The 13,231-nt window shown below is 56.5% G+C and carries 10 protein-coding genes and 3 pseudogenes; 8 read left to right on the forward strand and 5 right to left on the reverse strand.

Features of this window, described 5'->3' with window-relative positions:
* Nucleotides 1-37: 37 nt before the first annotated feature.
* From AC6I8M_RS06095 to AC6I8M_RS06105, 3 genes are all read right to left on the reverse strand, one after another.
* Nucleotides 38-553, reverse strand: coding sequence for a PAS (locus tag AC6I8M_RS06095; protein ID WP_010618817.1), 516 nt, complete (start codon nucleotides 551-553; stop codon nucleotides 38-40).
* A 298-nt stretch (nucleotides 554-851) separates the two neighbouring features.
* On the reverse strand, nucleotides 852-1,295 hold the full coding sequence (locus tag AC6I8M_RS06100; protein WP_498013706.1) for a type 2 periplasmic-binding domain-containing protein: 444 nt from the start codon (nucleotides 1,293-1,295) through the stop codon (nucleotides 852-854).
* Between the two features lie 27 nt (nucleotides 1,296-1,322).
* A complete protein-coding gene (locus AC6I8M_RS06105; protein WP_010618819.1) occupies nucleotides 1,323-1,496 on the reverse strand; it encodes a hypothetical protein in 174 nt (57 codons plus the stop codon).
* Nucleotides 1,497-1,795: 299 nt separating this feature from the next.
* On the opposite strand from AC6I8M_RS06105, the gene AC6I8M_RS06110 reads away from it, so the two are divergent.
* The 4 genes and pseudogenes from AC6I8M_RS06110 to AC6I8M_RS06125 all read left to right on the forward strand — a co-directional run bounded on the left by AC6I8M_RS06110 (nucleotide 1,796) and on the right by AC6I8M_RS06125 (nucleotide 5,871).
* Nucleotides 1,796-2,497, forward strand: coding sequence for a response regulator (locus tag AC6I8M_RS06110; RefSeq protein WP_010618820.1), 702 nt, complete (start codon nucleotides 1,796-1,798; stop codon nucleotides 2,495-2,497).
* Nucleotides 2,498-2,666: 169 nt separating this feature from the next.
* A pseudogene (gene idnD / locus AC6I8M_RS06115) lies at nucleotides 2,667-3,697 on the forward strand (L-idonate 5-dehydrogenase).
* 10 nt (nucleotides 3,698-3,707) lie between these two features.
* Nucleotides 3,708-4,472 carry a gluconate 5-dehydrogenase gene (gene idnO, locus AC6I8M_RS06120; protein ID WP_010618822.1) on the forward strand — a complete coding sequence of 255 codons (765 nt, stop codon included), beginning with the start codon at nucleotides 3,708-3,710 and terminating at the stop codon, nucleotides 4,470-4,472.
* A gap of 79 nt (nucleotides 4,473-4,551) precedes the next feature.
* Entirely contained in the window at nucleotides 4,552-5,871 is a 1,320-nt protein-coding gene (locus tag AC6I8M_RS06125; protein WP_498013707.1) for a gluconate:H+ symporter, read from the forward strand.
* Nucleotides 5,872-5,902: 31 nt separating this feature from the next.
* Here AC6I8M_RS06125 and AC6I8M_RS06130 read toward each other — a convergent pair whose 3' ends face one another.
* Complete coding sequence (locus AC6I8M_RS06130; RefSeq protein ID WP_058948826.1) at nucleotides 5,903-6,613, reverse strand: purine nucleoside phosphorylase YfiH/LACC1 family protein; 711 nt, start codon at nucleotides 6,611-6,613, stop codon at nucleotides 5,903-5,905.
* Between the two features lie 109 nt (nucleotides 6,614-6,722).
* Here AC6I8M_RS06130 and AC6I8M_RS06135 point away from each other — a divergent pair.
* The 4 genes and pseudogenes from AC6I8M_RS06135 (at nucleotide 6,723) to AC6I8M_RS06150 (ending at nucleotide 11,855) form a co-directional block, all read left to right on the forward strand.
* Nucleotides 6,723-7,532: pseudogene (locus AC6I8M_RS06135) on the forward strand (5'-nucleotidase, lipoprotein e(P4) family).
* Between the two features lie 580 nt (nucleotides 7,533-8,112).
* Complete coding sequence (locus AC6I8M_RS06140; RefSeq protein ID WP_041387526.1) at nucleotides 8,113-8,640, forward strand: carbonic anhydrase; 528 nt, start codon at nucleotides 8,113-8,115, stop codon at nucleotides 8,638-8,640.
* Between the two features lie 23 nt (nucleotides 8,641-8,663).
* A complete protein-coding gene (locus tag AC6I8M_RS06145; protein ID WP_498013708.1) occupies nucleotides 8,664-10,139 on the forward strand; it encodes a SulP family inorganic anion transporter in 1,476 nt (491 codons plus the stop codon).
* Between the two features lie 292 nt (nucleotides 10,140-10,431).
* Nucleotides 10,432-11,855: pseudogene (locus tag AC6I8M_RS06150) on the forward strand (GGDEF domain-containing protein).
* A 16-nt stretch (nucleotides 11,856-11,871) separates the two neighbouring features.
* On the opposite strand, the gene ddlA reads toward AC6I8M_RS06150, so the two are convergent.
* Nucleotides 11,872-12,966, reverse strand: a complete 1,095-nt coding sequence (gene ddlA / locus AC6I8M_RS06155; RefSeq protein ID WP_010618827.1) for a D-alanine--D-alanine ligase — start codon at nucleotides 12,964-12,966, stop codon at nucleotides 11,872-11,874.
* Nucleotides 12,967-13,231: the final 265 nt, after the last annotated feature.

Here is a 13,231-nt window from a genome sequence, read left to right on the forward strand (position 1 = left end):
TATCGCTGACCGACAGGTGCGGATAGTGCTCCTGCAGCTAGCTTTCCATTAGCGAATTTTTTAGCATCAGCGCCGAACCAAACGGAAAGGTGTCGCGCGCCATGATGTTTCCCGGCTGCTGATTGCGGATGATCACCCAATGCGACACCAGCCACGGACGCGTAATCAGAGCCGGTTGTGCTTCGAACTGTGGTTCCAGAATTTCCAGCGGAAACAGCTTTGGCAGAGGACGTCCGCCGGGGTATTCATGACTGGCGTGCGCCACAAAATTCAGGCCGGTCTGGCTGGTGATCAGCTCCATCACGTCCGGCGCCATGCCGCGAAACTGCTCTGCTGGCGTCCGACTGCTGAGCGGTGCCTGCGCCAGCGGCAATGTAGTCTCGATGTGAATGTTGTTTTGCAGCCACTGCTCTTCGTCGGCGGTCAGCGCCAGCGGATTGCGTTGCAGTACATGATGGGGATCGAGCTGCCAGCGTTTGGCAATCTGCATGCGGATAGACAGCGGAATCTGCGGCAGCGCCTGGTTGATGGCGTCGGCCAGCGCAGGATACAACGGACTGATGCCAAATCCGACGTTGAGCGGGATCGTATGCTCGTCGGCTCAGAATAGTGAGCGCGTTGGCAAACAGATAGCGATTGAGGTGCGTCAGCGTCGCCGCGTTTCCCCAGACGCGCGCCGTCTGACCCATATACAGTGGCGGCGACGGCATCATAGTAGCCCGGGAAACGCACCAGCTGCGCGTTTTCGTATGTCTCTTCCAGGTACTGGCGCTGCAGCGGCGTGCCTGACCACGCAATTTGCTCGGGCAGGCCGTTATTGAGAAAAAGGTCGCTGTCGGTCTTCAGCCCCATCACGCTGTAATCCAGCATCCACGGGGCGATGACCACAGCAGCGGCTGCGGCTGTGACGACGGCTGGGCGACGTAAATCGCCAGCATATGCATTTCGCCCTTCAGCACCGCCTGCTGCGCGGCGCTATGACTGGGGAAGTGATAAAGCTCAATGCTGGTCTCCAGCATGCTTTGAATCAGCGACAGGTAGTCGGCGCTCAGGCCTTCAAAGCGGCGCGTATCGGTATCCATATATATCGGTGGCTGCGCTTTACCGGCCACCGCGGCTTTAATCACTTTATTTCGAAAGGCAGAAGAGATGGGCTCCGCCAGCTGCAGCGCGGGCTGTGCGGTATCGTAACGTGCTAAAAGCTGCAAAGGTTTGACCTCCGCTTGCAGCGCGCCGCCAAAAAAAATAAACAGGACCACGCCCGCCAGACGGATGAAATTAACAGGATTAAACACCGTGCGTTCCTGAAGAAAATAAAGTCATTAATGCCGATAAGGGAAAAGGAGTATAAAGAGATTTTTCCCGCCTGCCTGATCTAATGCCGCATTAAGGATATTTTGCGACCATTCTCGAATGTTTAACTTATTATTAACATTCGCAGCTTTTTTTAGATATTGCTTTTGCTTTGATTTCAAAAATTTCAACGCTTTATCCATAAAATTACCTTTCAAGACAATTCTTATGTGGTCCTTTCGCAGAGTTATGTCAGAATTTTCGCAGTTTTTCCGGAACCGCTAACCGCTGCTGTCCATTAATCCGGTAAAACTACCTTTTAAATAGCGGTAATAAGTTAAACGTGTAAGCAAAATTCTAATTTTTGTTAACCTGGTGACGTTTGGTTTTAACCGTTGCAAGCGATTTTCCCGGCAGCGGTCAGCGCATACTTTCAGGTCATTTTCACTGGTGTGATTATCAGTACTGGACAAAATTGAGACTGTAATAAAGGAATAAAAGAATGGTATATGCATATAATAAACAGGTGCGTGTCGCTGTCCTTGATGATCACCCGATGGTTCGTACCGTTTTCGAGTTATGCCTGAAACACGAACCCGATATTCATCTGGTCGGGACCTGGTCTTCAAGTAATGAACTGTTTAGTCAGCTGCGCAGCACCACGGTGGATGTGCTGGTGCTGGATTTTTTGCTGGGCGAGCGTGAACTGGATGGCCTGGCCCTAGTGAAACAGCTGCGAAATCACTATCCGCAGCAAAAGATTTTGATCTCATCGTCAATGGAGAGTCCGGCGATTGTCAAAATGGTGCTGAGCGCCGGCGTTAAAGGCTTTATTGGAAAAAGCCACAATATGCAGGAGATCGTCCAAGCTATTCGTCAGGTAGCGCAGGGGCGGCTATTCCTGTCGCAGGAAGTGGCGTACGAGGTGGAAAACCTCTACGTGATGAATGAAGACGCCATCAACGAAAACCTCGATCTCTCCAGCAAAGGCAATATGTATGAGAAGGTCAAAACGCTCAGTCCGCGCGAAGTAGAAGTGGTGCGCTGTTTTCTGGATGGCCTCAGCGTGTCGCAAATTGCCGTGAAGTTTAAACGCAGCCGCAAAACCGTGAGCGGACAAAAGCCGTCGGCGCTGAAAAAGCTCGGCCTGCGCTCGGATTCGGAATTGTTCAAATACAGCCACGACCTGATGTCGGGTAGCTAATCCTTCTTTAAGGCGGTCAGGGATGGCCGCCGTCTGCTTTTCCGCCTCTCTGCATCACGTTCCCGGTAACAGCCGTTTTGTAACATCGCTTTGAGTGATGTTCGCCACAGTTTCGCCGGCCGTATCCCGCTGTGATAGCCCCCATTGCTACAGCACTGAAGGGGCTACGATGAACATCGAAACGCAATCCTGCGTCATTACCGGCAAAAAACAAGTCAGCGTCGCAAGCAGCAGGTGCAGTGGGACGGCACCGGCACGCTGGTGCGCATCACCCGCGGCGGCATCTGCGGGTCCGATCTACACTACTATCAGGAAGGTAAAGTCGGCAGCTTCGAAGTGAAGATGCCGGTGATCCTCGGCCATGAAGTGATCGGCTACGTCGTGGAGAACGACGATCCACAGCTCCAGCCCAACCAGAAAGTGGCGGTCAATCCCTCAAAGCCGTGCGGCAGCTGTAAATACTGTTTGCGCGAGCAGCATAATCAGTGCACCTCAATGCGCTTTTTCGGCAGCGCCATGTATCTGCCGCACGTGGATGGCGGCTTCACGCAATACAAAGTGGTCGATAGCGCGCAGTGCGTGCCGTTCCAGCAGGAGGCCGATGACAGCGTGATGGTGTTTGCTGAACCGCTGGCCGTGTGCATCCACGCCACGCAGCAGGCGGGCGATCTGAGCGGCAAAACCGTGTTTATTTCCGGCGTCGGGCCGATTGGCTGTCTGATTGCCGCCGCTGCCAAAGCCCGCGGAGCCGCGGAGATTATTTGCAGCGATATCAGCGAACGCTCGCTCAGCCTGGCGCAGCAGATGGGTGCGACCGGCGTGATCCACGCTGCTGACGGTGATTTCACGCCATACCTTGCAGATAAAGGCTTCTTCGATGTCGCTTTCGAGGCTTCCGGCCATCCGTCTTCGCTGCAGCGCTGTCTCGACGTGGTATGCGCTAAAGGCACGCTGGTACAGGTTGGCATGGGCGGCACGATTCCGGATTTCCCGCTGATGACGCTGATCGCCAAAGAGATCAATCTGGTCGGTTCTTTCCGTTTCACCCACGAATTCAACACGGCGGTTGACTGGCTGGCACGCGGCGTGGTCAATCCGCTGCCGCTGTTCAGCGGAGAATATGACTTACAGGATATCGACGCGGCGCTGCAGTTTGCCGGTGATAAAACCCGGGCGGCGAAAGTCCAGTTAACGTTTTAAGGGGGTCAGTATGAGTCAGCTATTTTTCCTAGCGGGCAAGCGTGTGCTGCTCACCGGTTCGGCGCGCGGCATCGGTTTTCTGCTGGCGCGCGGTCTGGCGGAGGCGGGCGCGGAAGTGATCATCAATGCCACCACCGAGGGCGGCGCAGAGCAGGGCGCGGCGAAACTGTGCGAGCTGGGTTATCACGCGCGGGCGAAAGCCTTTGACATCACGCAGTCGGCGCAGGTTCAGCAGGCGGTGGAGGAGATTGAAAGTCAGTGGGGCGCGATTGATATCCTGGTGAACAATGCTGGCATTCAGCGCCGCCGGCCGTTTCTCGAGTTTCCCGAGCAGGACTGGAACGACGTGATTGCCGTCAACCAGACAGCGGTGTTTCTGGTGTCACAAACCGTGGCGAAAAGAATGGTGCAGCGTCAGCGCGGAAAAATCATCAATATCGGCTCGATGCAGAGCGAACTGGGGCGTGACACCATTACGCCGTATGCCGCCTCCAAGGGCGCGGTCACCATGCTGACGCGCGGCATGTGCGTGGAGCTGGCGCGCCACAATATTCAGGTTAACGCCATTGCGCCGGGCTATTTCGTCACCGAGATGACCCAGACGCTGGCTGACGATCCGGCTTTCACCGGCTGGCTGACCAAACGTACACCGGCCGCACGCTGGGGCAAGCCGGAAGAGCTGATTGGCGCGGCGGTGTTCCTGGCGTCGGGCGCATCTGATTTCGTCAATGGCCATCTGTTGTTTGTTGATGGCGGTATGCGCGTCGCCGTGTAATGCCGTGGCGCGGCTGGCGTAATTGCCGGCGCGCGCCTAAACCTTAAACCCCCCTCTGTCTTCCTAAGGATAATAAAAAATGCCAATAACCATAATTGTGCTGGGTGTGATACTGCTGCTGGTTCTGATGATTGTCTTCAAGGTCAACGGCTTCATTGCGTTGGTGTTTGTCTCGGCGGTGGTAGGTATCGCCGAAGGCATGACGCCGCTCAATGTGATGGCCTCGATTCAGAAAGGTATTGGTTCCACGCTCGGCGGCCTGGCGATGATCCTCGGCTTTGGTGCCATGCTCGGGCGGCTGGTGTCCGATACCGGCGCTGCCCAGCGGGTGGCCACCACGCTGGTTGCCGCGTTCGGTAAACAGCGGCTGCAGTGGGCGCTGGTGGTAACCGGGCTGATCGTCGGTCTGGCGATGTTTTACGAAGTCGGCTTTGTGCTGCTGCTGCCGCTGGTGTTCACCATCGTTGCGGCGGCCGGACTGCCGCTGCTGTACGTCGGCGTGCCGATGGTGGCAGCGCTGTCGGTGACGCACTGCTTCCTGCCGCCGCATCCCGGTCCAACCGCCATTGCCACCATCTTTGGTGCCAATCTCGTAACCACGCTGCTGTACGGCTTGATCATTACCATCCCGACGGTGATCATTGCCGGCCCGATTTTTTCAAAATTCCTCAAAAGCTTCGAAAAGTCGTCGCCGGAAGGGCTGTATAACCCTAAAATTTTCACCGAAGAGGAGATGCCGGGTTTCTTTATCAGCATCTTTGCTGCGGTGATTCCGGTGGTACTGATGGCGATTGCGGCAGTCTGCGAACTGACGATGCCGAAAGAGAATGCGCTGCGCCAGTTCTTTAAATTTATCGGCAACCTGGCGGTGGCGCTGTTTATCGCCGTGGTAATTGCGGTGTTTACCCTCGGTCTGCGCAACGGGCGCAAAATGGAGCAGGTGATGGATATGTGTGGCGATTCGATTGCCGCCATCGCCATGATCTTCTTTATCATTGCCGGCGGCGGCGCCTTTAAGCAGGTGCTGGTCGATAGCGGTGTCGGTAACTATATCGCCGATCTGATGAAAGGATCGTCGCTGTCACCGCTGCTGATGTGCTGGACGGTGTCGGCAATGCTGCGCATCGCGCTGGGATCGGCCACGGTCGCGGCGATCACGACCGCCGGCATCGTGACGCCGAACATTGCCGCTACCCATACCGATCCGGCGCTGATGGTGCTGGCGGTCGGTTCAGGCAGCGTGATCGCCTCGCACGTTAACGATCCGGGTTTCTGGCTGTTCAAAGGCTATTTCAACCTGAGCGTGGTTGAAACTCTGAAAACCTGGACAGTAATGGAAACGCTGATCTCCATCCTCGGCCTCGCCGGTGTGCTGGCCCTTAACGCCATCATCCACTAAGGCCCGCGCTTCACAGGGAGGTGAAGCGTGCTTACGCGCGGCGGCGAATCCACGAGAAACGTGACTGATAGCCGCTGTCAAAATGGGGGTTATAGCGATAGCTCGATCCCGCCTCCGCCATGCAATAAGTACACACAGCCAGTTGTTCGATCTGTGCCGCCGGGATGCCACGCTGTAACAGCAGGCCCTGCGCCAGCAGAGGCAAATCAAACCATACTCCCTGATGATGCGCCCGCGCCTGAGGTCGGATTGCCTGCGGATTATGCGGCTGTTGCTGTGACCAGCTTAGCGTCGGCAGGTCCGGGCGCTGCTGCATCTGTGCGATGCGATCAACGCCCAGCTCATAGCAGCACGGGCCGATCGCCGGACCGATCGCCACCAGCAGGGATGCCGGCGTCGCGCCACCCGCCAGCAGCTGATCGAGGGCACTGCTCAGCACGCCGCCGAGCGTACCCTGCAAGCCGGCATGCACCGCCGCCACCTGATGCATTTTCACATCGGCAAACAGCACCGGCAGACAGTCAGCGGTGTAAACCGCAACCGGCTGATGATCGTCACTGATCACACCATCGGATTCACAACTTTTCGGCGGCCGTTTTTGTCCGGCCAGCACCACTTTTGCGCTGTGCCGCTGCTGTCCGTACGCCGCAGCGGCCGGTGCCGGCTGACCGGCAGGCTGGAAGGCATACTCCAGCCAGCGTTGACTCTCCAGCAGCGCCGAGCGCGGCCCGCGATTATCCATAAGTGTCTCCTGTGACCTGACCCCGGTTTTCCTCTGCCCACAGCTTACGTTAACTGCTACATTTTTAAAGCTTTACAAAAACTGACCATAATCACTTAAGGACGACATGATGAAAAACACCTCCTGGCTGGCCGCGGCAGGCTTGATTGCCCTGACGCTCACCGGCTGTGCCCAACCGCAAAAACAGCAGGCTCAGCAGCAACTCGGTCAGCAGTCGGTTCTGGCAGTCAACTAGTTCCAGCAGTCTGGCGAGTATCAGGCGCTGAGCTGGCAGGCATTCAATACGGCACGCATGGCGTTCGATAACGCCCCTTCGCTCACCGGCAAACCCAAAGCGGTGATTGTTGATCTGGATGAAACCATGATCGATAACAGCGCTTACAGCGCGTGGCAGGCAAAAAACGGCCAGCCGTTCTCCGGGAAAACCTGGTCAGCGTGGACGCAGGCGCGCCAGGCGACCGCGGTGCCCGGTGCCGTCGAATTTGCCAACTACGTGAATAGCCACGGCGGCACCATGTTCTACGTCTCGAACCGCGATCAGAAAGATTACGCGGCCACGGTCGATAATCTCAATAAGCTGGGCTTCAGCGGCGTAAGCGACAAAACCGTGCGTCTCAGCACCGGCAACTCCAATAAACAGGCGCGTTTCGACGCAATTAAAAATGCCGGCTACAACGTGGTGCTGTATATCGGCGATAACCTGAATGACTTCGGTGGGGCAACCTGGCATCAGGGCAACGCGCAGCGCCAGCAGTTTGTCACGCTCAACCATCAGCGTTTTGGCACCCAGTTCATTGTGCTGTCAAATCCACTGTACGGCGACTGGGAGAGCGGTATGGCTGAAAACTACAATAAGTTAACCCCGGAACAGCAGCTGCAGGTGCGTGAATCCCGCATGAAAGCCTGGAACGGTAAATAATTCGTCAAGCGAAATAGCGCCTGCCCTGGCGGGCGCTCATCGCAGGCGGTCAGCGCCAGTGATATTTACGTTTCTTTGCAATTATTATTCTGCTTATCATTTTCCCGATCTCTTACTTAATCCTTCCGCCGCCTTCAGTGAAATATCATCGCGAATAACGTTAAAACCAGCTGATATCACTATTCATAAATTTAGTAATTAGGATTTTTCTCAGCGAGCAGAGCGTAATCCACCATACCAGCGTAAAGGCGCAAAAGTTTTACGTGTATATATTTGTCAGTGCATCCGAGATGCGCTTTAAAAAATCGCATTAATAAATTGATTATATTGATTTTTAAGGAAAGTTGCCCTGATTGCGTCACTTTCATTAACTTACTTTGTCATGACATTTGCTGACACTTATTTTACATAAGGTCGCTTCTTCTGCCTGGCTGAAATACTCCTAGTGCAAATCAATTCATAAGTTTCTATAATCAATCTCTGTGAGAAAGCGCCGTATTTACCTGCCATAGAACGCTAAAACCGTGCTGCGCAATGCATTTATTTGCCCGGAAGCGCTATTTGCGGATACAGAGAGAAGATAATTGTGACGCCCCTTAAACCCTTATTAGCGAAAAATCGCAGTTGGGCACTCCAGCGCCGCGAGCGTAATCCAGATTACTTTGAACAATATCTGCATCAGCAGAAACGCCACTCCCTGTGGATTGGCTGTTCCGACAGTCGCGTACCGGCAGAAGTGCTGACCGGCTCGCATCCGGGCGAGCTATTCGTGCACCGCAATATCGCCAATATGGTGCTACCCGATGATGACAACTTTCTCAGCGTGCTGCAGTACGCGATTTTTTATCTCGGCGTCGAGCGCATTGTGCTGTGCGGTCACTACGGCTGCGGCGGCGTGCAGGCGGCGCTGGGTCTGCCTGCCAGCCCGTTAGCGCAGGAAGAGGAGAGCAGCAAGCTTAACCGGCTGGTTGAAGCCAATGTCATCACCCAGTTTAGCCAGCTGGTGCGCTGCGAGCCGGAGCAGCAGGCCTGGCAGGCCGGACAGCAACTGGATGTGTTTGGCTGCGTTTATGACCTGCAGTCCGGCCATCTGAAAGAGTTAATCTAGCAATCGTCAGAGGAACCCTCATCATGAATCTGCAAACGCTTCGTCAGGATATTCCTGCTGGTCTGGTGGTGTTTCTGGTGGCGCTGCCACTGTGTCTGGGCATCGCGCAGGCCAGCGGTCTGCCGCCCTTTGCCGGTCTGCTCACCGGGGTGATCGGCGGTCTGCTGGTTACCGCGCTCAGTCCCTCGCGCTTTGCCGTGAGCGGCCCGGCGGCGGGGCTGGTGACCATTGTTGTGGCCTCAATCCAGACGCTCGGCAGCTTTTCCGCGTTTCTCACCGCGCTGATTCTGGCTGGCGTGCTGCAGTGCATGCTCGGCCTGCTGCGCGCCGGTCGTTTTATCTCACTGGTGCCGGGCAGCGTCATTAAAGGGATGCTGGCGGCAATTGGCCTGCTGTTGATTATGCAGCAGATTCCGGTGGCGCTGGGCGCAGCGAGCGATGCCGGTCTGCGGTCGCTGGTCAGCAGGGAGTTTTCGTTTTCGCTCAGCGCGATGCTGGTGGCAGGTATCGGGCTGCTGATTCTGTGGCTGTGGACCACGCCCGCGATCAAAGCGGTTAAAGCGCTGAGCTGGATCCCCGGCCCGCTGGTGGCGGTACTGTTTGGCTGCCTCGCCACGGTGTTGGGCGATCGCCTGTTTCACAGCCTCGGCGAAGGCCTGCCGGGTATCGTACTGCCGGCGTTCGACAGTATGTCGGCGCTGGTGGCGGAGCTGGAAACCCCTGACTGGCTGGCGTGGCAGAATCCATCGGTGTGGGTGGTAGCGATTACGCTGGCGCTGGTGGCCAGCCTTGAAACTCTGCTCAGCCAGGAGGCGCTGAAAAAACTGCGTCCGCAGCACCCGGCGCCGTCACCGAATAAAGAGATGTTCGCGCAAGGCATCGGTAACCTGACCGCCGGCTTGCTCGGCGCGATGCCCATTACTGCGGTGATTGTACGCAGTTCGGTCAACGTCAGCGTTGGCGCACAAACCAAACTGTCGATTCTGCTGCACGGCGTGCTGCTGCTGATTTGTGGATTGTGGTTCAGCGCTCTGCTTAACGCGATTCCGCTCGCCAGCCTAGCCGCGGTGCTGCTGTATACCGGCTATAAGCTGGCAACGCCGCGCCTGTTCGTCGAACAGATTCGCATGGGCGCGCAGCAGTACGTGCCGTTTCTCGCCACCATCGGCGGCATCATTGTGTTTGGCATGCTGGCCGGGATTGGCATCGGTATCGCGACGCAGATTCTGTGCAGCATCTACCAAAGCCACCGCAACGCGCTGCAGCTTACCCGCTATGACGACCATTACGTGCTGCGCTTTCAGCAAAACCTGACCTTTATGCACAACCCGAAATTGCAGGGGCTGCTGGCGGAGATCCCGGAAAATAGTGTGGTGATTGTCGATCACGATAACGCCGAGTATATGGATCCGGACGTGAAAGCGGTACTGCAGGATTTCGGGGATAGCGCCGGTGAGCGCGGTATCCGGTTGAGCCAGTGGCCGGTAGCGGTGAAATAACGTTCCCGCGCGCAGTCATGCAGTTTTTTTCGCCAGAATCGGATATCCCGGATATCCGATTTTTTTATTTATACGGCATAATTGCCGCTCACAGCGCCTGCCTGTTTCTCTTGCTGCCGGCGGGGCCGGTAGCTCGTCTCTGGCTTTCATGGCAGAGTGAGCGCCGCTCAGTCGCAGAGTAGGGCGATGAACACCGGGTTAATTAGCGAATTATCGCACGGATTTTTCAGGTTAAATGATTGCTGATGCCAGCGACGGATGGCAGCGATTTCAGGTTACAGGGTTCAGACGTATGCGCGTTAAGCTGTTTGAAGAGAATAATGTTAAAAAGAATGCTCTTTCGCTGTGTCTTATTACGCTGTTCTTCTGCTTTGTTAGCAGCCACCTGCGTATTCCCGAAGAGTTTTCCCTGTTCTGGCCGGTGAATGCCCTCATCGCCGGTTTGATGGTGCGCAACCCGTTTTTACACACCACCTCCGGTTATCTGGTGTGTTTTGCCGCCATGATTTTCAACGATACGGTCTTTTCCGGCTGGGCACTGCCAGCGGTGACCATTAATTTTGCCAATATCCTGTTTATTCTGGTGTCAGTCAGCATGCTAATTAAGCATCTGCAATCGCCAACCGCAAACAGCCAGGTGTTCAATGCCATGCGCATCTTTCCGGCGTGCCTGCTCGGCGCGGCAGCGTGCGCCACCTGGGGTGCGTGGGCGCAGGATATCGACTTCAACGCGCGCTTTGTGGTGGCGTGGGCCGACTGGTTCAGCGAGCAGTTTTCCACCTCGCTGATGCTGCTGCCGGTGATGCTGACGCGTCCGCTGCGCAGCGTGCCGCTGCGGACGCTGATTCATCCGGCCAGGCTGCTGGCGCTGCTCGCCGTGGCGCTGTCGCTCACAGTGGGGGCGCTGATTGGTGGCGCGGGCAGTCTGACCTTCCCGGTACCGGCGCTGATCTGGTGTGCCATTGTTCTGCCGATTCCGATCACCAGCTTGGTGATTCTGTTCACCGGCATCACCGAGATCGTGCTGGTCTTGTACGGCGTGATGAATATTCAGGGCGATGATTCGCTGCTGCCCATCAGCCATCTCACTTCCGCACGGCTCGGCGTGGCCACCGTGGCGCTCAGCCCACTGCTGGTGGCGGTGAGCATGGACGCCATTCGCCAGCTTAACCATCGCCTGGCATTGCGCGCCAATTATGATTTCCTCACCCAGCTACTGTCGCGCTCCGGCCTGTATGAGACCTGCGCCAGCAGCCGTTTTCCCTGCAGCGTGAAGCCGGCGTGATTATGCTGGATGTCGACTACTTTAAAGCCATTAATGACAATTTCGGCCATGATGCCGGCGATGGCGTACTGGAGGAAATTGCGCGCCGTATTCAGCATGTGGTTGGCAGTCGCGGCCTGGTGTGCCGCTTTGGCGGCGAAGAGTTCGTGGTGGTAGTGTTTGATTACACCCACAGCCAGCTGTTTCAGCTGGCCGAAGTGATTCGTCAGGCAATGGTGAAAGAGAAGTTCTGGCTTCACGGCAACACCGTGACCGTGACGGTCAGCCTCGGCCTGGCGCGCGGCGGTGCGGTTAACGAACGTGAATGGCCGGGGGTGATTAACCGGCTGGTGTCGGCAGCCGATAAACACCTCTACGTTGCCAAGCGCAACGGCCGCAATCAGACCTCGCCGGCAATCGCGCCGCGCAGCATGGCGCATGGCGTGGCCTGAGCCACGCCATCCCAGGTTACACGCTGCTTTTCAGCTGGCTGGATTGCTGATGACGCTGCTGCGCCAGCTCAATCAGGCGGGTAATTAGATCGCTGTAGCTCAGGCCTGCCGCCAGCCACAGTTTGGGATACATGCTGATGTTGGTGAAGCCGGGTAAGGTATTCACTTCGTTGACAATAATGTCGCCCGTTTCGGTGAGGAACACATCGACGCGCGCCATGCCAAAGCACTCCAGCGCCTGGAACGCGGTAATCGCTACTGCCCGAATCGCCTCGCTGGCTTCCGTGCTGATGTCAGCCGGTACCACCACCTGCGTGCCGCTCTCGCTGATATATTTGGTGTCATACGAGTAGAAGGCGTCGTGCACCACAATTTCACCGCACGGGCTGGCTTCTGGCGCCTCGTTACCCAGCACCGCGCATTCAATCTCACGGCCGCTAATGCCCTGTTCAATCAGTACCTTGCGGTCAAAGCGGAACGCCAGACCCAGCGCCGCGTCGAATTCGTCCGGCTGCGTCACTTTGCTCACCCCAACGGATGATCCCTGATTGGCTGGCTTGATAAACAGCGGCAGGCCAAAGCGCGCGATCACCGCCTGTACATCCAGCGCCGCGCGCTGCGCCTGGGTGACGCTCAGCCACGGCGCCACTTTCAGGCCGGCATCGCGCAGCAGGCGTTTGGTGAAATCTTTGTCCATGCTGACTGCGGAACCCAGCACATCCGACCTGACAAACGGCAGATTGGCCATGCGCAGCAGTCCCTGCAGGGAGCCATCTTCGCCCAGCGTGCCGTGCACAATCGGGATGATTACATCCAGCGGCGACAGCGGCTGTGCCTGCTGACGCGTAATCAGCTGTTCCCCGCGGCTGCCGGGCACCAGCGCCACGTTTTCACCGGAGCGGTTCGGGGCAATCAGCGCCGGATTGTCGGCGTTGAGCAGAAACCCTGAAGCGTCATTGAGATGCCACTCGCCCTGTTTGTCGATCCCCAGCAGGACCACGTCGTATTTGTTTTTATCGATCGCCTCAAGAATATTTTTGGCCGACTGTAACGACACTTCATGTTCGGCCGACTTGTCGCCAAATACGATACCTACCCGCTGTTTTGCCATTGCTCTTTGTCCGGTTGCAGTAAAGCGGGCAGCTAAGATAACACGCCCATGACAGCGCTCAACAGCGCCGCGATTATTCTGCAGTTGATCGGTCGCCAGACCGCATTCAACCGGGCTTTGCCCGCTTTATTCATAAATATTCTCCACCGTTTGAGACAAGTCCTGGACGGCCTGAAATCTGCCTTCTGTCAGAATTTTCCCAATTCAAAGAAAAGTCTGCGGTGGACGATGTGTCCACCGTTTTTTGTCAGGTTTACAGGAGTCG

Source organism: Type-A symbiont of Plautia stali (genome assembly GCF_059731155.1).